The organism is Bradyrhizobium sp. USDA 4516 (assembly GCF_054055915.1).
The window spans coordinates 1,380,701-1,402,595 of record NZ_JBSRXT010000001.1 but is presented as its reverse complement, the minus strand read 5'-3'; the positions used below and the strand labels follow the sequence as shown (position 1 = coordinate 1,402,595).

Below are 21,895 nucleotides of genomic sequence, written 5' to 3'. Positions count from 1 at the left end.
TGCAGCCTCGAACTGGCCGCGATGGCGATCGATTTTCCTGTCATCTGCGCGCGGCGGCTGCGGTGGAGAAGCGATCATTTTGCCGACGCCGAACGGGTGGTCGCTCCGGCGCATCGGGAGACCGTCATGCAACTTGAGGCCGACGTTCTGGTGATCGGCGCCGGCGGCGCCGGCATGTATGCCGCGCTCGAGGCGGCGCGTGCGGGGGCATCCGTCATTCTCGCCGATCGCAGCCTGATCGGTCGCGGCGGGGCGACCGTGATGGCGCAGATGACGGTCGCAGCCGCGCTCGGCGAGCAGACGCCCGACCATTGGGAACATCACCTTGCCGATACTCTCGCGGCAGGACGCGACCTGTGCGACGAGCGGCTTGCTGCTCTCGTCTGCGAGGACGGGCCGCGGCGCATCCGCGAGATGGATGGCTGGAAAGTCGGCTGGGCACGCGAGAACGATCACATCAAGCAAGCGCAGGCGCCCGGGCATGACCGGCCGCGCTGCGTTTATGTCGACTTCCTGTCGACGGGGCCCGCCGTTTCCCGGACGCTTCGAACGCAGTTGAATTGCGCAAGCGACATCCGCCGCATTGGTGATCTCGTAGTCGTCGATATTGCCGTCCAGGACGGTGAGGCCTGCGGCGCAACGGCCTTGCACCTGTCGACCGGACGCACGGTCACGCTCGCCGCCAAGGCGATTGTGATCGCCACGGGAGGGTTGACGCGGCTCTACCGACGCAGCAGCGCGTCATCCAACATGGGCGGCGACGGCTATGCGCTAGCGTTACGGGCAGGTGCCGAATTGATCGACATGGAGTTCGTGCAGTTTTTCCCGATCGGTCATCTGGCACCGCGCCTGGTCGGTATGGATCCGATCATGTGGGATCCATTTCGATACAAGCTCGGCGGCAAGTTGCTGAACGTCGAGATGCGTGAATTCGAGGAAGACTATGCAACGCGCGACGCTCGAAATGACGGGCGCTACGTACTGACGCGGGACCTCGCCACCTACGCCATTTCGAAAGAAGTCGAAGCGGGCCGCGGCAGTTCGGCCGGCGGGGCTTATCTCAGTTTTCAGCATGTCCCCGCGGCGGAGATCCGCCGCGCGTTCGGGCCCGTGGTCGATCGGCTGGCCGCGAACGGTATTGATCTTGGCCGGCAGCCCGTGGAGGTCGCACCAATCGCGCACTACCACATGGGTGGCATTCGGGTCGACGACACGCTGCAGACCCGGGTTCCCGGGCTCTATGCCTGCGGGGAAGCCGTTGGCGGAGCCAACGGTGCGAACCGGCTTTCGGGCAATGCGATCACTGAGGCCTTCGTGTTTGGTGCGCGGGCCGGGCGCAATGCGGCGCAGCGGGCGCTGGGCTCGCCCGCGGCCGGGCTTACGGATGCGTTCCGCCCGGCGATCGATCTTCTCCGCAGTGCGACGCGGCGGGATGGACAGAATACGGCAGCCGCCGTCGCGGAGCTGCAGACGCTGATGGCAGAAAAGGTCGGGCCGTTTCGCACGCGCGATCGGCTCGAGGCGGCCGTCGATGGCCTCATGCAGTTGAAGCGGGATCTCGGCGAGGTACCCCTCTCGTCCACAGGCGGTTTCGATCCGGTTCTTATCGACTGGCTCGATCTGCGGAACATGCTGCTGGTCGCGCAAACGGTTGCGGCGGCCGCGATCGGCCGCACTGAGAGCCGCGGCGCGCATCAGCGGGAGGATTATCCGGGCCTCGATGATAGCTGGCGGGTCAATCAGGTCATCGCTCTTCACGGAGAGACGCTTGACATCGTCCGAAGTGCGCCGTTGGCGGGAAGGGTCGCAGCATGAAGGCCACGCTCGTCATCCAGCGCGGTTCTGCAGGTGACGCGCCGCGCGTCGAAACTTTCGAGCTCGCATTCGAAGCTGGTCAATCTGTGCTTGACGGATTGCGCGCGCTCCGCCGTGACGCCGATCCGTCTCTTGCGGTTCGTTTCGCCTGTATCAATGCCAATGCCTGCAAGGAGTGCATGATGCTGATCGACGGCAAGGTCGACTACGCCTGCACGGTTCGCCTCACGGAGGGCGTCACGTCTCTCGCGCCGCTTCCGAAGAAAGCCGTTATTCGCGATCTCGTCACGGAGATTGCGCCACCGGATGAGCGGCTGCTGCCGTCGCCATAGGTCTCATTCATTCACCTGCGAGGAACTGCTTTATGACACTTGTCGTCGGCGCTCACCCACAGAACCTGTCGCTATCGATCCTGGCGCGTCGGCCCGATGTCGTCGCGACGCTGCGCGAGCAGGGGCTCGCCTTCTTCGTCTACGGCGCAGGATCGCAAACCATTTCACTGCTAAAGGCAGGCGTCTTGCAGTTGGCTGGTACGGGGGCGACGCCGCCGATTCTCGCCAAGGCGGAAGGGCTCGCGACTGCGGTATTCGGCATGTCAGGACCCCGGCCGGAATGCGGCGGTCTGGTGGTGCGCGAGGCGTCCGGCATCCGCGATCTCGCCGGTCTCAGGGGAAAGGGCATCGGCCTGATGCCGATATCCTGGCACACGCAGTTTCTCGCGGCGGAACTCGACGCTGCGGGATTGCGCTGGGACGAAGTCAGGGCCGCCGAAATCATTCCGGCAACCGCCAAGGACGCTTTTGTTGAAGGGCTGCTCGATGCCATCGTCGCGACGGACCCACTTTACAGCCAGATCGTAAAGCGCATCCCGACGCGTATTCTCGCGTCGCCTGGGGCGACATTCTCCAACCGCTCCGTTTACTGGGGCTTGAGCGCTGTGCTGCGCGATCGGCCGGATCTCGTCAAGCTCCTGCTTGACGCTCTCATCGATTCAGATCGCGCGACCGCCGAGAATCCCGGGGAAGCGGCCGCGCTGCTTGCAGGGCTGAACGGCACTTCCGCGGCGGAATGGCTGTCCGCACTCACGTCACGTCCGTGGGGCGTCGAAGCACCGTCTCAGGACTTTCTGGCCGAGCAGCAGGCTCACGCGGATATCTTCGCGAAGTTCGGTCTGATTCCGCGGGCGATCGATGTGACGGACACGATTGATCCGACCCATTTCTCCGCCGCCGCCTGACACCGATTTGAACGACAAGGGGGTTTGCTATGGAAGTTCTCTGGTATCTCACGGGCCCGGATGGCCGTTATCCCTGGCGTGCCGATGGCGCGCGCAAGCTCAGCTATGCATATTTCCAGCAGCTCGCCCGGGCTGTCGATCACCTCGGCTATACCGGCGCACTGCTCGCAACCGGGTCACACGACGCCTGGATTCAGGGCGCGGCACTGATCCCCTATACCGACAATTTTCAGCACTTGGTAGCGGCTCATCCGCCGCTGTTGTCGCCGACGCTGCTGGCCAAGATGATCACGACCTTCGACCAGTTTTCGAAAGGGCGGCTTCGGGTCAATATCGTCAATGGTGACGCCAAGCTGATGGCGCAATACGGCGTTCACCTGAGCCACGACGAGCGCTACGCCTACACCGATGAATACCTGACCGTATTGACGGCGCTTCTGCGCGGCGAGACCGTCAATTTCAAAGGACGGCACATCCACGTCGTCGACGCGGGCGTTCCATTGCCACCGGTCCAGCGTCCGCATGTTCCCTTGTGGTTCGGTGGCTCGTCGCCGGCGGCGCACGAGGTGGCAGCCAAGCATATCGACACTTATCTTTCATGGGGCGAGACACCTGAACAGGCCGAAGCCAAGATCCGGGAAGTGAAGGCTCTTGCCGCCCGGCACGGCCGTGCCGGCAAGATCAAATTTGGGATCCGGCTTTATGCTATCGTTCGCGAGACTGAGCAGGCCGCATGGGCAGCGGCGCAGGATCTCTACAATCACATGGACGAAAGGGCGATCGCTGGTGCCCAGGCCTATGTTGCCGGGATCGACTCCGTCGGCCAGCAACGCATGTCGGCCCTGCATGGCGGACGAAAGCCGGAAGACATTCGTGAACTCGAGATCGCCCCAAATCTATGGGCTGGCATCGGCCTGGTCCGGCACGGGCCGGGCACGGCGCTCGTCGGCAGCCCCGCGCAGGTCCTCGCTCGTATTCAGGACTACCGGGATGTGGGCATTGAAGTTCTGATCGTCTCGGGAATGCCGCTGCTGGAGGAAGCCTACCGCTTCGCCGAGCTGGTGTTGCCGCATCTGCCGGTGGATCGCGCCGTTGAGGCTGGTGTCACCTCTGCCTTCACCAAGGATCGCGACGCGGCGTGGCAGAAAACAGCATAAGCGCTTGGAACACAGGTCGACGAGATACGGCTTCGCAATGCAGTCCGGATTGTGCATCTCACGCCGAACGTTTGCTCGCCGACTTCCGAGCGTATGGTGCTGGCTGAACAGCCCGCGTTCGCTTTAAGAACAGTAACCAAGTTAATCTTGCGACAAATGCCCGCTTTTCGGCCGTCAGCGTCGTACCAAGATACGGCCCAGCAATGCCGTGCTGTACTCGCCGGTGGCCCTCGCCAGATTTCTTGCGCTCGAACTCGGCTGCCCGGCCGGAAAGTTGAAGGGCAGGCTGAGCGTCCAAGGCGCGATGAACCGGAATCCCCAAGAGTCGTCCTTTTGCGGTGGCTTTGAGATCGGTGCGAGTTCGATCTCCTCTGCCTTATGGGCGAAAGGCGAGGATAGCGCGATCTTGCCCTTGATGGGTTGAACGACCGCACCGCCAAGACCGTATTTCAGCATCGAGTAGATGAAATTGCCATCCGGCTGGACGCCGACCAGAGGCTGATCCAGTTTGTCGCGGAGTTGCTTGATGACGAGATAGCTGTCGATGCCACCGGGCACGCCGTCGCGCTCGAACCAGGTTCTTATGGTGCCGGATGAGCTTCGCATGGAGAAGGAGTCATTATCATCCTGGATTCGTGCGACCTGTTTGTTGAAGCCGTAAAAATTCTGACCGATCAACGTGGCTGCCAGCGAGCTCACGAACAAATGCGGCATGTAGCTGAACAGGACGTTCTGCAATGAAGGTGCGTTCTTATGGACAACGTCGGGAATCAGCTGGGCGATTTCGAGGTAGTGCGCGCCGCCGAAGGGTAGTGGTCCCGGACGCACGTTGCGTTGCCGGGCAAAGATCAGGACGACATGATGCGGTGGCTCGGGAATAATCTCCGGTGTCCTTTCCGTCTTGCCCTCTGCATCGGACGACGTGCCGTGATGCGCTGTCTTGATCGTGCTGTGGGGCGCTGGAGGTTCGAGGAGTGTCAGCCCATCGGGTAGCATCTTCTCGAGTTCGCAGCGCGGCCGTTGTTGGACGACGCAAAACGCCTCGATTTCGCCGGTACCGGCGACGGCGTTAGTGGCAAGCTTGCGCAACAGGTCCAATGCCGGCAACAAGGCGGTTGGCAGCGAAACGTCGTTGAAGTCGTTGGCGTTTGGCATGGCAATATCTACTCCTGCAATTGCGGCTGCCGCGGCGCGGCCCGCCATGACCGATGCTTCAATACAACCCGCATTAATACCGGTACGAACCCAGTCGCCGGCGAGAAAGAGATTGTCGACCCCCGACTTGCCGGCCTCCATGCGTTTGAACACGCTGCCGGGAACCGATAGCACATATCGGTCCGAGGGATTGATGTTCACCCTCGGATATTGCGCGAAGAACCGCCTTCGAGTCGGGGGGGAATAAGCACGATAGTCGAAGAATCGCTCCCAACGAATGGCATGGCCGGGGCCTTCAATTCCGGGCCATAGGAAGTGAAGGTTGCTCTCGACCCAGTGCAGCATCCTTCGCCTTTGCCGCGCGAGCATCCTGGCCGGATAACTGTGTTTGCAGAACGGGGGCGGCGGATGCAGGGGATCGTCGACCAGGGAGCCAACGAAATATGCCAACCCCTTGGGAGGCGATTGAGGCCATTTTTCCAGTGGCAACATCAGGCTGAGGTCGGCCCAGGTATCGAGCGGCAATACGAATCCCGAAAGAGCCGTCCGATCCTGCTTGCAACCGAGCTCTCGCATGCCGACGCTTGTCCATGCCTGAAAGGCTACCGTCGCCGTCGTCTTGATGGCATCGACCATCTCTCGCCAGCCGGGCGTGTGGCAGATCAGGTCGCTGCATATCGTGCAAAATGCGCCGATGCCGATGCCGAGCACGACATCGTCGAAATCCCTCCCTCGCAGCAGCTTTCGGGGAGGGGCGACGCCGGGCCACTTCGTCCACGCCGATTCCAGGTCTATTCTTTGGTCCCGCAGATCCTGTCCTTGGACCAGCTGACAGTAGTCTGGATGGGAGGGCCAGCTCGGGATTGTGCCGTCTGCGCCGATCCAGATCAGCGGATCGTAAGAATTGCCGGAGTGGGTGGTCGCCTGCACGGTGGTGTCGATGAACTCGATCGAAGCTTTGTCTTGAGACAGTCCGATGTGCTCGACCTTGGTAAAGAATTCGAATTTGACATGGCGTTTCGTGAGGACCTGGTAGAGCGGAGCGAACAGCAGCTCGCCCATGGTCGCCTTGAGAAGGTAGAAGAACGACCCGCGATATGTGAAGAGCAGCTTCAACAGGATGCGGGTGCCGGTGCCTGCCGCCACGTTCCTGCAGGGAATGACATTCCCGTATTCATCCGTGTGGCGGCTACCGAAGAACCCGAACACATAATCATAGCAGCCACGGATAATGGCGGAATCCAGCGTCGAATCCGAGCAACCGTTCGACCTCATCCAATCGGTCCACTCCTGATGGTCGATGCAGTCGAAGCCCTGCCACAGCACGCCGTCGCTCAACATGCCGATCGCGATCGTCAGCGCGACCTCCGCCACGATCTCGCGCGGGTCGCGAGACATCGCAGCTGATGGCGGCTTGTCGCAGAGCTGAGTCCGCGCATGCCCTAGTATCGTCTGTAGTTCGGCGGCGTCACTCGGGCTGACCGCCCTGGGATCCTGCGGCAGGATATCGATCTTCGCCCGCGCCGTTCTGAACGGACCGTCGGTTGTTCCGGCCGCCACGGCGGAGTGCTGGGTCCCCGCCGGCCATTGGTCGGTGAAACCAGCGATCGACTGGCTCTGCTGCACCGAGCATTCGAGCAGGGAGCGCAGAAAATCGACGAGCGAGACTGCGGGACGCGGTGTGCCGGGAATACCTTCATGGGGTGGAATGTCGATAGTCCATGAAGTCCAACCGGAATTGAACGGCTCCATGAGCACGGATCGATCGAGGCCCTCGAAGGCGTTCTCGCGTGATCCGAACGGCGGGCTGAGATCGAGATCGTTCATCGCGGCATAAAGCCGGTCGACCAGTTCGAATGCGTTATCGTAGAAACCGGTCCAGACATGAAGTCCGTGTTCTTCGGCGCGATATCCTTTTTCCTTGTCGCGGCCGACCGCTCCCTTGCCGCCAAGCCGCCAGCCGATCGTGTAGACGGTGATGTCGAACAGTTGATGCTGCGGATCTTGCTCCGTCAGCTCGAACGCCGCGCTGAGCGCCGCGACACCGCCTCCCAGGATTGCAATCTTTCTGAGCGCCATGCGGCCGATCCTCATTCAGCGGGAGCGGGCGCGCAGCTGCGCATAACATCACAGAGAGACACAAATTGTCGGGTAGCGTGAAGGAAACGCTCGCCGGGAATTTCGAGCTCTGCGCCGGTGATCGCGCGCGCCGCCTGCATTCCCGAGATCACGGCTGTTTCAACGCATTCGGTGTTGAAGCCAGTGTCGATCCAGGTTCCGGCGAGGTACAGGTGCTTGAAGCCGGACTCGTCGGTCTTCAGGCGCCAGGCGCTGGTGCCGGCCGCGGTCGCGACACAGCAGTCCCAGGGACTGATATTGGCTTTGACGTGCTGCGCCCTGATCCGGCGATAGCCGTGGCGATCCTGATCGTCGTAAAGCACGGTCCAGTCAAACGCACCGTTCGTCATCACCTTCGGCCAGATGAATTTAGCCTTGTGCTCGAGCCAATCCAGCGTCTTGAGATAGGCGAGCAGATTTGCCATCTCCTGGGCATGCCGGCTTGTCTGCGGCGCTGCGTACAATTTCGAAGGGAAGACGTCACAGAGGTAGTGAAGCGAGTAGGGAGGAGGGGCGCGGCGCTCATACCGCAGGAGCTGGAACATGTCCGCCCAGATGTCGAGAGGATTGGGGCCTGACACCAGCGCGGGCTTTTGTCCGGACCAGCCGAGGTCGGCAAGCGAGCGCGTGCTCCAGAGCTGAACTGCGATGCTGGGCACCAGGCGAAGCTTTGCCGCCATATTCCAGAAGCCGGTGCTGTAGTTGTAAAGGTCGTCGAACGGCTCGTGCATTGCTTCAATAGCAGACAGGCCTGGTCCGGGCGGTCGCTCGACACTTTTGTTGCCCGTGAACCTCTTGAAAGCGCCGAGCGGTATCGCCAGGACGACATCGTCGAAATCGTCGACGCGTGTCTTTACGTCGGTGCCGACCCGCTCGTTGCACCAGAACGATTCAAAATCAACGCAGCCGTTCGGGGGCACGTCGAGGTGAAGCCAGTCGGGTTGGCTGCTCCAGCCGAACAGTCCATCGCCAATCGGCACGGTCCATTCATAGCCGGACTTCGGTATCGCCTGCACGTCAAAGTGCAGTGAATCGACAGATCGCCCATCCGACGAGACCCTGATGTCGGTCAGTTTGTGAAAGAACCGAAACTCGACGTCTCGCTGCTTGAGTATCTCGAACAGGGGAGCGACGATCACTTCGCCTGCACCGGCCTGCAGCTCCCACGCCACGGCTCCTTGATAGGTTCCGAGTGCTCGAAGCAGGACCTGGACCGCGGTTCCTGCGCCGTAGCTCGCGTTGGCGATGTCTCCGTCCGGATACTGAAACATCGTGTCGTAGAGCGCTCTCACCATTGGCGACTGCTTGACCAGTGAGGGCTCGGCGCCATGACGAACCAACCAGCGGCGAAAGTCCTCGCCGTCCATCTGCTGGATGGATCGTTGCTCAATCACGATGTCGTCGAAAATGCCGTCCACCAGCGGCCACGCTAGTCGCAAGGCCTGGTCGAACAAGTGACCGGCTGCGGTATTCGCAAAGGTCATATGACAACTGGCGCCGGCAGCGCCCTGAAGCACCCGGCGGACTAATTCCATGTCCGCGGGGCCAAACGAGATCATGTCTTCGTCGAGATGCAACAGCCATGCCGAGGCAATCTCCAGACATGTTCTTGCCGTCACCACACCGAGTAGTCTTGAGGGGGGAAACCGCGGGTCGTCGCGCATTTTTATCGTTTCGATCGAAACTTCGTCGAGCTTGACGATCGGCGAGTCTGACCCGAGCGCATAGTCGTGGAAGTTGATCAACAGCCCTATCGCGTGCGACAGACAATTGGCGATGCTGAGGTCAGCCGGTTCTCTGCCGGGTATACCGACTTTCTTCGATGTCGGGAAGTTGACGTCATACACGGTCGGCTTGGCCCCATCGGGATCGCCGATCGGCGTGTAACCCTGTGGGAGAATCAAAGTGTTCAAATCGACTTTCGCTCCCTTCCGCGGCAAGTCTCGGTAAACTTCGGCCAACATCTGGAAAGCGTTCAGGTAGTGGCCGAACCAGATATGCAGGCCATGCTCGATGTTGCGGCCCTGCGCATCGCGCCCGCTGGCGCACTTGCCTCCGAGCCGCCATCCCAGCTGATAGACCGTGACGTGATATTGCTTGCGCAATTCCGATGTAAGGCTGAGCTGATAGGCGGCGGAAAGTCCCGCCATTCCGCCGCCCACGATGATGATGCGGCGCTGGCTCAAGCCTGTCTCCATTGCGACGACGGCGATGGATGGACACGTTTCAGTTCGGCGAGCTCCTTGGCGGCGCCGAGGCGTTCAAAGATGTCGGCCGCCTGCCGCAGGCGAGACTCACGCTCAGGATCGCTCGCGCTGGTCGCAAGGCCGATTCGATAGATCGCCTGCGCCTGCTCGCGGGGGGTTTGCAGCAGCTCGGCCACTTCGGCGGCGCGCTTCCAATTCTCGAGCGCCCGCGCCGGTTGACTGGTCAGGAACCACAATCGGCCGTTCATTAACAGACTGTAGAGACGGCAGATCGGCGATGTTCGAGCCAGCCGCGAAAGCTCCCGGCACGCCAGCTTCGCCTGGCTTTGAATGTTCGAAGAGACCGCGCCGGAAGCTTGCTCCCAATGGCTCAGTAAGACATCGGCGATTCCTGCCGGCCCGAAGGCATATCCGCCCCACACAACGCCGCATTCGCGCAGGATTGGAAGTCCCCGTTCCGCAAGCTCAAGGGCGACCGCGGCCTCGCCGCGCTCGAGATAGCCGGCCGCGGCCACGCCCGTGCAAAGCAATTGTTCGGTGCGGATCAACCGCTGGCCCGCCAGCGCTTTCAGTTTGTCGAGGCATCCGGTATCGGCCCCGCCCCGGGTGATGTCGATCAATGCCCGTAAGGAAAGACTCCAAGCGCGGATCTGCGGCGGGGAATCGTCGGAGAGTTCCGCGAACAGCTTGGCAAGCCGCTCGTCGGCGAGCGAAATATATCCCCGCAACAGCGCGATGAAGATCAACATCGTCTCGCTGTTCTGCGCACGCTTTCGGTCTCCCAGGCGCTCGTAACAACGTCTTGCATGCTCGCCATGCGCCTCGGCATTATCCCATTCGGCGAGGCCATAAGAGAGAACGCCGAGCACGAGTCGGACCCGCGCGATCTCGGGCAGCGAGCCGTAACCTTCCGCAAGTTGGATCGCGCGCGCCGCGTAGCTGCGGCCGATCCCCACCATGCCGGACATCCCCATTCCGAGCGCCAGCGCGCTGTATCCTCGAATCGTCTCCGGGGTCGCGCCGCATTTTTCGGCCAGGTTCAACGACGCCAGCGTTCCGTTGAGCACGGCCAGCGAGTCATTCTGGTAGAAATACTGCTCCGACAGAAATTCGTGCATATGAGCGACGCGCTGCATGTCGGACCTGTCCTGCTCAGCCAGGGCCACTTGTTTCGACGAAGTATACCGTAACCTCAACTGGGTTGCGGCGTTGCGAACAAGCGCGCCGATTCGTTCGGTCTTGCTCGCCGGAAGACGATGACCAAGCAACTCCATCGCGCGGTGGTAGTGGTTGGCGGAGCTCTCGTAGTCCGACAATTCGTGACAAGCGTCACCGAGGATGACCTCCCAAGCCGCCTTGCGGCTGCGTCCGATCTGGATTGCTTCGCGCTGCGTGAGATCGAATAGCTTCTCCACGTAACGGATCGCCTCGCGATTTGCCGAGTTGTTGCGCGACTGTTGCGCCGCAAGCTCGAGGTAAGTGATCGCCCGCAACGGCTCGCCGCCAAGCTCGAGATGCCTTGCCAGGCGCGCATAATTCGGTTGCAGCTCCTCGGCGTGATGCTGCTCGATGAAGCCGGCAATCCGCCGATGGAGGGTTTTTCGCTGCGCAAAAGACAAGACATGATAGGCAACCTCCATCGTTATGGAATGCCTGAACACAAAGGAAAGTGGCCGCGTCTCGCGATCGAGTTGCAGGAAGTCGAAGTCGATCAATCGGCGGATGCATTCCGCCTTGGTGGCAGCGGACAACTCCGGGACGATTTGATCCAGCAACTCGGAGGAGAAGGCGTCGCCGACTGCGCTGGCGGCCTTGAGCACCAGCTGGTCGTCGAGCGATAGCAGGTCGATCCGGCTGACGATTGCGCGTTCAACGCTGGTCGAGAGCGAGATACTGGAATCGGCGAGGCTCTGTTCATCGAACGAACATATCCCCCGCGTAACCTGAATCTTTCCGGTGTCCCTGAGCGCGAGCGCGAGTTCCTCGCTGAAGAACGGATTTCCACTGGCATGACCGTAGACATATCGCACCAGTTCCGGCGGAACCTCGGACGATCTCAGGCGCCGCTTCACCAGCAGCCGCACGTCGTCGCGCGACAGCCGGTCGAGCCGCAGCTGCAGCGATGAGGCGAGTTCGACGGCAAGACGCTGCTCTGCGATCGCTGTCGTCTGGGTCCGCTGAGTAACCACGATCAGGAAGTCCGAAAGCCGGCGCGCGACGGCGCCTAGCAGTTCGATCGAGGGGCCGTCGAACCAGTGGACGTCCTCCATCAGGAGGATGCGAACGCTCGATCGGCGTAGGATGAAGATCACGAGTTCTTCGATCGCGCTCGCGCGAGCCGAGCCGACGATCTGTTCGGTGAAGGCGAATTCGGAAAATCCCAGTGGAATGACTTCTTCGAGCAGCGGAAGCCAATTCAGCAGCGACTCGTTTTCGAGCAGCGCTTCCGACAATTCGCGTCGAACCCGCGGTCCGTCGCCCGGTCCTTCAAACTGCAAGATCTGCCGCAATACGGCGCGCCACACGAAATAGGGCGTCGATCTTTCGATCGCCGTGGCATTTGCAACCAGGACGGCGTGATTGTCGGCCTGCGCCGATCCGATGAAGTCTTCGAGTAGGCGCGATTTTCCGATGCCGGCTTCGCCTGCAATGAGGACGAGCTTACCGGTTCCTGTCTTCAGACCGTCGAGACAGCTCCTGAGCATCGCGGTTTCGCTGACGCGGTCGATGATGGTGCGCCGGGGTGGAGCATGGAAATCGTCGGTCACTGCCGCCGGACTGAACGCCAACATCGATGCGCCCGTCCCCTTGACCTGGAGATGTGGCAGCAGATTGAACACGATCCTGCGCCCGACGGCCTGGGCCGTCGTGGCGTCGCAGACGATGTCGCCCTGTGCGGCCTCGGCGAAATGCGCGGCCACATTGATCGCCTGCCCAAAAATCCCGAACGTCCTTTGATGGAGGCCGCCATAATTGCTGCAGAACAGGCGGCCGGTCGCCAGGCCGACAGAAATCGGAATGGCCTTCGCTTCCAGTTGGCGACGGAGGCGCAGACACGCCTCGACTGCCCTGAAGGGATCGTCTTCGTGGGCAAGCGGAGCCAATCCGAAGACGAGCGTAAGAGTCAGGCCCTTGTCGTCCATCAGGACCTGATGAACGGTTCCCTCGAGCCGTTCGGCGATTTGCTGGACGTCAACGACGAAGGCCTGCAGTCTCGTCAGGAAATCATCATCGAAATTGAAATCGGGGAGGCCGACCCGCGCCACTGTGAGCGTGCGAAACTCGCCGACCCAGTCGCTGGCATCGGCCTTGCCCGTGTGGCTTCCGAAGATGGTGCGGTCTATCGGTGCGACGGCATCAGGCGAGTTCATTCCAAGGAGCCGTGCTCCATAGGGCATGGGCTCGAGTTCGCACGAGCCCGTCAACAGCCGCGCGGCGTTTGCACACAACGCGATGTCGCCGATCGCGGCCTTCTGATAGGCGAGGCCGATGCTGTAAAAGGGTTCTCCGGCTGCAACATAGTGCCATTTGTCCTGCCAGCCGCCGAGCCTGCAGAAGAACACTTCGCCGGTTTCCACCGCCGTACGCGCACTGATCGCTTCTCGGCCCGGCTCGGCGGTCATGGCTTGTCGCAGCGCAAGGCCGCAGCGCACGGCCTGCGCGGTAGCGACGGCAGCGTCCGGATCGACCCAAATCGCGAGAATGGCGTCACCGGCGAAAGCGACGATGTCGCCTCCCTCGGAATCAATCACGTCGGCCAGTATCGCAAAGCAATCGTTGATGAAGTAGGTAAGGCTTTCAGCGCCGTCGCCGGCAGCGCGGTCGGTCTTCGCTGTGAAGCCGGCAATGTCGATAAGCAGCACCGCCGCGGTCCGAGCGTCCGCGCGGGGGTTGTTTGACCACTCTTGAGACCGGAGGCGTGCATTCACCCATTTTGGCGTGTGGGCGGCTTGCTCCCTCGCGACAGCTCCGGCAGGCATTGCAGGACCTCGGCTCAATGGAGCCGGAATGGAACCCTGTCTTGGAGAGAAAATCAACAAACCTGCGGTTCTCGGACCGCCGGAGACCGTCAGCGGTCTTGTCCAATGTCTAAAATGCCTTTTATCACCTCGGCGGCATGCGGGCTGTGGGGTGGTTCACAATGATCGTCAAACTTCGGGTCCGTTCGTGATCCGGAAAGAACGCGACCACAGGCGATGACCTTGTCACTCACACGCATGTCGACGTGCACATGACGGGCCGGCCGAGCCGTGCGCATGAGGCGGCGCGAACGCGCGCCAAAGGACCGTCACTGGCTCTCTTGGCTTTCGACACCTTCCTTTCGTTCCAGTCTTCATGAGGCTGCGCCTTCTGAACAAGCTCGACTTCCAAATTGAGGCTCAACCTATTGAAAACACTGGGCCGGGAAATGACGGGGCGATCCCGGCAGGAGGGATATCCCAAGCAAATTCAATGGCATGGAATTGATAACCCCGCCAATGCCGCCATTGCCTAGCGTTTTCGTTGCGGTGGCTACCGTGTTCGTCGCTGAAAGGGGGTATCAGCGCGAACAAAACGGACTAGCCGTTCTGCCCGTCGCGGGGGGCTGCCCGACTGCAGGGATTGGGTGGTTTTCAGTGCTGTGGGTTGACCAGGATCGGCTTACTGGTCGGGACGGCTAGCCCGTGTCCGTGGGCCGTTCGAACGTCTCGATACTTGCCGAGATTTGCGGAAATCTCCCCTGCGACGGGCGACCGTGAAGGTCACCGACGCTCCCCGACCTCTCCCGACTGGCGGGTCGCAGGCGATACATTCTCGAACCGGTGCGCTTGCCAGCCTATGCTCAAGCCGAGCTGTGCTGCCGCCATCACCGCAGCCCGGGCCAAGATCCCACCGTAGGTGGGGTAGGCTCAACCGCGACGTTCAGCCGCTTCGTGTCTGCGACCCAACCCACTGCCAAAACCGCAAGCGAGGCTTCAGCATCCAACCGGGCTCCATTCTTCGTAAAGACCATGCGCACGCCATCAGGTGTCTTCGCGAACGCCTCGATGGTGCCGAAACTCTCGCATCCTGAGCGTTATGGTGTCATTTGTCGCTGCCTCGCAGCTCATGCCGATGCTTGCGATTTTGTTGAATCGAGAGAAGCGATGCCGTCACTCGCAACGTCGACAATCGAGCGTCTGCGTTGTGGAATTCAACCTGAGGTTAGTTGGCCCTCCGGACATGGCCGAAGACTCCTTCGCCATTGTTTTGACGGACAGGCGTGTGACGAATGCTGCCAAGAGAGTAGCGAAGCTCCGGCCGGCAATCCCGGTATGCATCGAGGTGAGCAATGAGTTCATTCGAGGCTTTCCCGTCAGCTCTGCACGACCGCCACTTGGGGGAGGTGTCGTGTGAGATGGCTGCCCACAGCGCCAGGCGGGGAGATCCAATCTTGCAACGCAAGCGGACGTCGATTCGACCGGTCTGGTTGTGCATCCTGGCGCTGGCGGTGGCCGCGTTCGGCTGCGGCGCCCTTCACGCCCAAGCTGCCGCGGCCCCTGACAGGGAATTAGTCGTGGCGACTAAGCAGGCCCCTCCATTTGCCATCAAGCAGCCGGATGGGAGTTGGAGCGGTATGAGCATCGCGCTCTGGAAAAGGATCGCCGATCAGGCACACCTACGTTTTCGCCTGGTCGAAACCCAGAGCGTGCCGGATTTGCTGGACGGCGTCGCAAACGGCAGATTCGATGTTGGCGTCGCGGCGGTTACAGTGACTGCCGAGCGTGCGCGCAAAGTCGATTTTACGCAGCCGTTCTACAACACCGGGCTCGGCGTTGCGGTGCCGGTCAACGAAAACCCCTGGGTCGCGATCGGGCGGGCGCTTCTCTCTTTCGGATTCTTCCAGGCCGTCGCGGTGCTGCTTGGTTTCGCAATGGCGGTCGGATTCCTGATCTGGATGCTGGAACGGCGCAAAACGGAGCACTTCGGTGGCGGCGCCAAGGGACTCGGCTCCAGCTTCTGGTGGTCGACCATCGCCATGACGCAAGCCGGGGCCGCTCAGAATGCGCCGACAACACTCCCCGGCAGGATCGTGGCAATGGGATGGATGATCGCTTCCGTGATCGCGATTGCGGTGTTCACCGCCGGTATCACCTCCACCCTTACGCGCAGAGGGCTCGAGGGCGCCGTTCACGGCTTCAACGACCTGCGTTCCGTGCGCGTCGGCGCTGTCGCGAACTCCGCGACGACCGACTACCTCGCTCGTCAGCGGCTTTCGTTTCGAACGTTTCCGGACATCCAAGGCGGCCTCTCCGCGCTGGGGCGTGGGACAATCGATGCCTTTGTTCATGACAAGCCGTTGCTAACCTGGATGGTTCGCAGCGACTTCTCGGCCTCGGCTCGCGTCGTCGATACCAGCTTTAGCAGCGAGAGCTATGCGATCGTACTGCCCAAAGACAGCGCCTTGCGGCCGATGCTCGATCTCGCCGTACTCGATCAAATCGAAGGTGATTGGTGGCAGCAGACGGTGTTCGAGACGCTTGGAAACGCTCAATCTCGCTGACGATACTGTGCGAGGAGCCCGGTCCGTTCAGTGCTGTCAGGGCCTCATCGTTGCAGCGGAACCGACAAAGTTCCGAACATCGGCCTCGCGAGCGATGCAAACCGTCAATAGCCCTGTGCGTATGCGCGAGTTGCTGTTCCACCAAATCAGCTTCAAGCTTGGTTCATCCTCGGCGTGGCGGCTTGGCGCATTTTCTAACATGGCCCCCAAACCACGTGCGTGAGTTGCCGTTGCCGAGGAACTGCTCCAGCGCGCCTTGTCCGTAGACCGAGTTCGATCCATCGGCCAACTACGCGGGCCAATCGTTCCCATCTGAGCGGCCTTCCTATTGGCACGGTCTCAACCTGTTGTCGGCAACTGTGCTGGCGCGAGTGCGTTCCATGCTTCTGCGAGATGTTCTTCGGTGCCGCGACTGGCGCCACCGGGCACGCAACGTGAGCGTGATTTCCCAACCGTCGCGTCCGTGCCTGACCAGCATTGTCGACTATCGGGGCCGGCTGCCCGCACGCTTTGATTCGTGCAGCACCAGAGTTGATCCTTTTCTCTGCCGGAGCGATTGGCATTTTCGACATCATCCTGACCGCACATCAAGCCGCCCCAACAGGCGATGGTCTCGAAAAGGAGGCCGCGTTACACGCGCGCGCACATCAGTGCGCAGCGCAGTTCCACGAAGCGAGGTTGAAAAAAAGCGCAATGGGTTTGTGCGTCGATCAATCTCTGCAATAGGGCATCAAGCACTTGAACGCAGCAGCCGTCGAGTGGCTTGCAAGTTGAAATAGGAGACCGGGTTGCAAACACATTTTTCGCGCATCAATCAGTCCAAGGCCGTCTTCGATGATATTTATGCCCTGGATGATCCCAGGGCATATTTCTCTGTCCTCGGAGATCTGGATTACATGATCCCGGACGTGGCCGAGCCGGTTGTGCGCCAAATTCTGGCAGCGAAGGTTTCGGAAGCCGGCGCTAAGCCGACCGTGCTTGATGTTGGCTGTTCATACGGAATCAACGCAGCGGTGCATCGGTTTCCACTGACTTTCGGGGGCTTGCGCCATCGCTACGCCCGGCGCGAGATGAGGGCGATCGGTTCTGAGACATTGGTGCGTCTCGATCGCAATTTTTATGCGGCTTGGCCGGATGTCGGTCTCGCGCGATTTATCGGTCTCGATGTATCGGCGCCGGCGATAAGGTATGCGACGGGTGTAGGTCTGCTTGAGCAGGGTATTGTCGCAGATCTTGAAACGGAGGCGCTCTCGGCGGGCAGCGCGCATCTTGTCCGATCCGCGGATGTCATCATGTCGACTGGGTGCATCGGCTATGTCACCGAGAAGACGTTCAGCAAGATTCTCGATGCGACGGAGAAGCGTCCATGGATCATTTCGTTCGTGCTACGAATGTTCCCGTTCGATTCTCTAGCCGCGACGTTCGCGAAGCGTGGCCTTGTGACGGAGCGTCTTGCCGGCGCGACTTTTATCCAGCGTCGTTTTCGCGATGCTGAAGAGTTTGAAAGTTGCTTGGCCAGCCTGGCGGCTCTTGGCATCGATGCTACCGGTCTTGAGTCGGAAGGGCTGTTTCACGCCGATCTGATGTTGTCCCGGCCTGAGGCGGATGCGCGCGCCGCTCCCCTGGAAGACATTGTCACTGTTGCCAGCGGCAGGGGGCGTCCGATCGGACCCCGTTATGTCCATGTTGAGGGCGACGACGGCCTGCAGGTCGCGTTGGAGCCGTGACGGTTCGCCTTCCGAAGATGGGCGTGGTGTGACCCAGGGACCTGTGCATCCAAGTGGATCATGCCCTGACGCCTGCTTGCTCATTTTCTGGCAGTTCTGTAGTCCACAGGGAGGCCCTGTTCATGACAGCTTCGCCGATTTCGAATCCGTCTAATTCCGTGCCGTATATCGAGATCGATGCTGTATCGAAATCCTACGATGGGGGGCGGAGTGTTGCTGTTTCCAACGTATCGCTCGACGTACAGCAGGGGTCACTGGTCGCGCTCGTGGGCGGCTCGGGATCCGGCAAGACCACGCTGCTGAAGACCATCAATCGACTGGTCGATCCTGACGTTGGAGAAGTCAGGATCGACGGAGTGCCTGTAAGCAAAGCCGAACCACCGATGCTGCGGCGGAGCATCGGCTATGTCTTTCAGGGGATCGGTTTGTTTCCACACATGCGAGTTGCCGACAACATTGCCGTGACACTCAAATTGCGTGGCTGGCAGGCGAACGAGATCGAATCGCGGGTGGCCGAGATGCTGGATATGGTGGACTTGCCGCAGGATTACGCCAGCCGCTTTCCGCACATGCTGTCCGGAGGTCAGCGCCAACGGGTTGGCGTCGCGCGTGCAATCGCCGCCCGACCGCGCATTGTTCTGATGGACGAGCCGCTGGGTGCGCTCGATCCTGTCACCCGCGACAGCCTGGGTTCTTCCTACCGCGAGTTGCACGACCGGTTCGGCATGACGACCCTGATGGTGACCCATGACATCCAGGAAGCTGCGCTGATGGCTGATCGAATCGTCGTCATGAAGAACGGCCGCGTACTCGCCGACGATACGCCGCATACTCTGATGATGGGCTCTGGTTCTGACGATCCGGACGTGACCGCCTTGATGGAAGTGCCGCGACGTCAAGCGGAGCGCATCGCCGCGCTTGCGACCAAGAACGGACCTGCTCGTGCCTGATGCCGGCGCAGAGCTGCTTTCCAGTGCCCGATTAGACGCGTTGTTCGACGCCTGGCGCCTGCTTCCCACCTATCTCACACCACATATTGTACTTTGCGCCACGGCGCTGGCGCTTGGACTGCTCGTCAGCCTGCCGCTGGCTGCCCTCGCAGCGGAACGACCATGGCTACGCAGGCTGGTGCTTGCCATCGCCAGCTTGATCCAGACCATACCGGGACTTGCGTTGCTCGCACTGTTCTATCCATTGCTCCTTGCGCTCTCGACATTGACGGCACGGCTCTTCGGCTTCGGCATCCCCGCACTGGGATTCCTGCCGACGCTGATCGCATTGACGCTCTATGCGATGCTTCCGATCTTGCGCAACAGTGTGGTTGGTTTGAATGGCGTCAGTCCAGCTATCGTCGAAGCGGCAGAAGGCGTTGGTATGACGCCTCAGCAGATTCTGACGCGCGTCAAGGCGCCGCTCGCCACGCCCGTCATCATGGCCGGGGTGCGGACTGCAGCCGTATGGACGATTGGAGCAGCCACGCTTTCCACGCCCGTCGGCCAAACCAGCCTTGGCAATTACATTTTTACGGGGTTGCAAACCGAGAACTGGGTTTCCGTGCTGTTCGGCTGCATCGCCGCGGCCGGGCTTGCTCTGATCACTGACTTCTGTCTCGGTCTTGTGGAGACAGGGGCGTCTGAACGCAGCAGGAAGCGTGTGTTGTTCGGCATCGCCGGGCTTGCTCTCGGCACGCTCGCCGGTTTCGCGCCGCTGCTCTCGAACGAAGCAGAAACCTATGTCATCGGCGCGAAGAGCTTCTCCGAACAGTTCATTCTGGCGGACCTGATGGGTGACCGGCTGAAGGCTGAAGGAGTCGGCGTAACGCGCAAGGATGGGCTCGGTTCGGCTATCGCCTTTCGCGCGCTGGCTCACAATGACATTGATGCTTACGTCGATTACTCCGGCACGCTCTGGCGCAACGTTATCGGTCGCACTGACATGCCACCGCGCGAGGAGATGCAGGCGGAGATCGTCCGCTGGATGAAAGCGGAGCAGGGCGTCACGGTACTCGGTGCGCTTGGTTTCGAAAATGCTTACGTTCTCGTGATGAAACGGGAGAGAGCGCAGGCGCTAAACGTCAGGTCGATTGCCGATCTTGCTCGTGTTGCACCTCAACTCACCATCGGCGATGACCTTGAGTTCTTGGGCCGACCGGAATGGCGCTCGCTTAAGGATGCCTATGGTCTGTCGTTCAGAACGCGACGCTCGTTCAATCCAACGATCATGTATCACGCTCTCGAGGCCGGCGAGGCCGACGTCGTCTCCGCGTTCTCCAGCGACGGGCGTATCGCGGCGCTTGATCTGCTCGTACTGGCTGACCCGAAGCATGCGATACCTTCCTATGATGCGCTGATCCTCATCTCGCCAAAGCGTGCCGCCGATGCGCGGCTGAAGCGAGCACTTGTTCCGCTTGTCGGCTCGGTGCCCGTTGAGGCGATGCGCGCCGCTAACCTCATGGTCGACGGTGATACGGACAAGGCTTCTCCGGCAGAGGCGGCGCGAGCCCTGGCAAAGGCCGTGCATTTGCAGTCGCGATAAATGCGAGAACACGATCAGGGGCGTTCTCGTTCGACGTTCGACCATCGCCGATGAGTCGTGCTCGAGATGCCGAACGAAATTGCGCGCCTTGCAATGAACGATCAGTTCGGAGCGTGGTCGGGCGCCGTTGGCAACGCTTTTGCGGTGACGCGAGGCCCCAGTCCAAGCTGGGGGCATTCGGATTCATAATGACGCCACGAATCGTTGTCACGAACGTACAACCGTATTTGGGGATGACAATGCGGGCAAAAAAAATGGAAAGGGCGGTTGGTTCCAACCAATCGCTGCTTGAACTGCTGCAGGCAGAACTTGCAGCCCTCAACTCGCAAATCGAAGCGGTTGAAAAGACGCGGGCAGAAACGCAATCGATCGATGAGTTGAGACAGTGTGCGATCCGCGCGTGTCGACGGATCGACGAGATTCGTTCCATCGTTGCTGCCGAGCAGTCGAACGACGCGCCCAACAGCGCAACTCGTGAATCTCCGTCTACGGTTGCTCGTTGAAGCATGTTCGAGACGCTGTTTTAAGTATCGCCGGCCGCGTGGTCCGTCTCTCGGATTCCTGAGCGGTAGACGCGATCAAGGCGCTCGCCAAACGGGGGCGGCGATGCTCCGCTCGCTTGTCTGCGGCGGTCGTCCTGAAGGCGAGGACGAATCTCGACTTGCGTCATGCGCTTGGGCATCGGCCCTAACCAAAATCGTCCCTTAGATCCCGACAGCGGTGCGTGTCGCAATCAGCCAACTTCCGGGTGTAGCGCGATCAGCAAGATCGCCACCGCGACCACTGCGAGCCAGCATTCAGCGGCGATGATGGCCCATTCGGTGCCTGTTCGATTTTTCATTGGCGCCACCTTTTTCGACGGCTCCGACGTGAGTCTGAGGGGCTTCAACGTCGAAGCTGTCTTCGCCAGTGCTTCGGACTATCCGAGTTTGATGCGCTGTGGGGCTCGGCTGATCTGAATGACGATCAGATCACACTCGGCCTTGGATGGAAGTGTACTTTGTGCCAACGCAACTGGTTCCGCTGTCCTGCTTGTATCATGGTTCATGCACAACGCAGGTCGTCCTTCGTGCGGCACCCAATTGTGTTGCCGCCAGTGCATTCCAAGCCAGGCCGAAGCTCAGTCCGATGGACGACACTTGATCCGCGTTGAGCGCAAGCCTGATTTCCCATCCGCGTCCATGCTGGCGTGAAATCAAAACTTCGGCCGACCCAAATCCGCGCACGTCGCGTTTCCATTCGCGCAGCATTAGAATCAATTCCTTCTCTTCCGCGCTCACTTCTATTCTGGACATCGCCATCACCGCATCAAGCCACCCCAACCGGCAAAGCTATTGAGCGCCTCAACGCCGCGTCAACACGCGCGCGTGCATATCCGACATTGGCACTCGATGGCTGTCACCCATCTCGCAAGCTCCGCT

Annotated in this window: 13 protein-coding genes; 9 read left to right on the top strand and 4 right to left on the bottom strand. The window is 60.8% G+C overall.

Annotated elements, in window-relative coordinates; all coding sequences use genetic code 11:
- Positions 1 to 21 precede the first annotated feature (21 nt).
- From ACVI1L_RS06515 to ACVI1L_RS06500, 4 genes are read left to right on the top strand one after another with little or no spacing between them, the layout of a single operon-like run.
- Positions 22 to 1,815, top strand: coding sequence for an FAD-binding protein (locus tag ACVI1L_RS06515; protein WP_456782545.1), 1,794 nt, complete (start codon positions 22 to 24; stop codon positions 1,813 to 1,815).
- On the top strand, positions 1,812 to 2,147 hold the full coding sequence (locus tag ACVI1L_RS06510; RefSeq protein ID WP_057017359.1) for a 2Fe-2S iron-sulfur cluster-binding protein: 336 nt from the start codon (positions 1,812 to 1,814) through the stop codon (positions 2,145 to 2,147). Before ACVI1L_RS06515 ends, ACVI1L_RS06510 begins: the two co-directional genes overlap by 4 nt.
- Positions 2,148 to 2,179: 32 nt before the next feature.
- Entirely contained in the window at positions 2,180 to 3,052 is an 873-nt protein-coding gene (locus ACVI1L_RS06505; RefSeq protein WP_456782544.1) for an ABC transporter substrate-binding protein, read from the top strand.
- A gap of 29 nt (positions 3,053 to 3,081) precedes the next feature.
- Positions 3,082 to 4,209 carry an LLM class flavin-dependent oxidoreductase gene (locus tag ACVI1L_RS06500; RefSeq protein ID WP_057017361.1) on the top strand — a complete coding sequence of 376 codons (1,128 nt, stop codon included), beginning with the start codon at positions 3,082 to 3,084 and terminating at the stop codon, positions 4,207 to 4,209.
- 174 nt (positions 4,210 to 4,383) lie between these two features.
- Here the strand turns inward: ACVI1L_RS06500 and ACVI1L_RS06495 are convergent, their stop codons facing one another.
- From ACVI1L_RS06495 to ACVI1L_RS06485, 3 genes are read right to left on the bottom strand one after another with little or no spacing between them, the layout of a single operon-like run.
- Positions 4,384 to 7,443 carry an NAD(P)-binding protein gene (locus ACVI1L_RS06495; RefSeq protein ID WP_456782543.1) on the bottom strand — a complete coding sequence of 1,020 codons (3,060 nt, stop codon included), beginning with the start codon at positions 7,441 to 7,443 and terminating at the stop codon, positions 4,384 to 4,386.
- Positions 7,444 to 7,454: 11 nt separating this feature from the next.
- Positions 7,455 to 9,668, bottom strand: coding sequence for an NAD(P)-binding protein (locus tag ACVI1L_RS06490; RefSeq protein WP_456782542.1), 2,214 nt, complete (start codon positions 9,666 to 9,668; stop codon positions 7,455 to 7,457).
- Entirely contained in the window at positions 9,665 to 13,552 is a 3,888-nt protein-coding gene (locus ACVI1L_RS06485) for an AAA family ATPase (protein ID WP_456782541.1), read from the bottom strand. The genes ACVI1L_RS06490 and ACVI1L_RS06485 overlap by 4 nt, the downstream gene beginning before the upstream one ends.
- A gap of 1,550 nt (positions 13,553 to 15,102) precedes the next feature.
- On the opposite strand from ACVI1L_RS06485, the gene ACVI1L_RS06480 reads away from it, so the two are divergent.
- From ACVI1L_RS06480 to ACVI1L_RS06460, 5 genes are all read left to right on the top strand, one after another.
- Complete coding sequence (locus tag ACVI1L_RS06480) at positions 15,103 to 16,212, top strand: transporter substrate-binding domain-containing protein (protein WP_253625485.1); 1,110 nt, start codon at positions 15,103 to 15,105, stop codon at positions 16,210 to 16,212.
- A 788-nt stretch (positions 16,213 to 17,000) separates the two neighbouring features.
- Positions 17,001 to 17,939 carry a class I SAM-dependent methyltransferase gene (locus ACVI1L_RS06475; RefSeq protein ID WP_456782540.1) on the top strand — a complete coding sequence of 313 codons (939 nt, stop codon included), beginning with the start codon at positions 17,001 to 17,003 and terminating at the stop codon, positions 17,937 to 17,939.
- A gap of 122 nt (positions 17,940 to 18,061) precedes the next feature.
- Positions 18,062 to 18,889, top strand: a complete 828-nt coding sequence (locus ACVI1L_RS06470; RefSeq protein ID WP_168855306.1) for an ATP-binding cassette domain-containing protein — start codon at positions 18,062 to 18,064, stop codon at positions 18,887 to 18,889.
- Positions 18,890 to 18,929: 40 nt separating this feature from the next.
- On the top strand, positions 18,930 to 20,474 hold the full coding sequence (locus tag ACVI1L_RS06465; RefSeq protein WP_456785519.1) for an ABC transporter permease/substrate-binding protein: 1,545 nt from the start codon (positions 18,930 to 18,932) through the stop codon (positions 20,472 to 20,474).
- A 188-nt stretch (positions 20,475 to 20,662) separates the two neighbouring features.
- Positions 20,663 to 20,977 carry a hypothetical protein gene (locus tag ACVI1L_RS06460; protein WP_253638751.1) on the top strand — a complete coding sequence of 105 codons (315 nt, stop codon included), beginning with the start codon at positions 20,663 to 20,665 and terminating at the stop codon, positions 20,975 to 20,977.
- A 534-nt stretch (positions 20,978 to 21,511) separates the two neighbouring features.
- Here the strand turns inward: ACVI1L_RS06460 and ACVI1L_RS06455 are convergent.
- Entirely contained in the window at positions 21,512 to 21,775 is a 264-nt protein-coding gene (locus tag ACVI1L_RS06455) for a hypothetical protein (protein WP_456782539.1), read from the bottom strand.
- Between the last annotated feature and the right edge of the window lie 120 nt (positions 21,776 to 21,895).

Coding starts and splice junctions, on each gene's coding strand:
- ACVI1L_RS06505 (WP_456782544.1), top strand. CDS start 2,180: ATGACACTTGTCGTCGGCGCTCACCCACAGAACCTGTCGCTATCGATC.
- ACVI1L_RS06455 (WP_456782539.1), bottom strand. CDS start 21,775: ATGGCGATGTCCAGAATAGAAGTGAGCGCGGAAGAGAAGGAATTGATT.
- ACVI1L_RS06460 (WP_253638751.1), top strand. CDS start 20,663: ATGACGCCACGAATCGTTGTCACGAACGTACAACCGTATTTGGGGATG.
- ACVI1L_RS06510 (WP_057017359.1), top strand. CDS start 1,812: ATGAAGGCCACGCTCGTCATCCAGCGCGGTTCTGCAGGTGACGCGCCG.
- ACVI1L_RS06500 (WP_057017361.1), top strand. CDS start 3,082: ATGGAAGTTCTCTGGTATCTCACGGGCCCGGATGGCCGTTATCCCTGG.
- ACVI1L_RS06470 (WP_168855306.1), top strand. CDS start 18,062: ATGACAGCTTCGCCGATTTCGAATCCGTCTAATTCCGTGCCGTATATC.
- ACVI1L_RS06515 (WP_456782545.1), top strand. CDS start 22: ATGGCGATCGATTTTCCTGTCATCTGCGCGCGGCGGCTGCGGTGGAGA.
- ACVI1L_RS06495 (WP_456782543.1), bottom strand. CDS start 7,443: ATGGCGCTCAGAAAGATTGCAATCCTGGGAGGCGGTGTCGCGGCGCTC.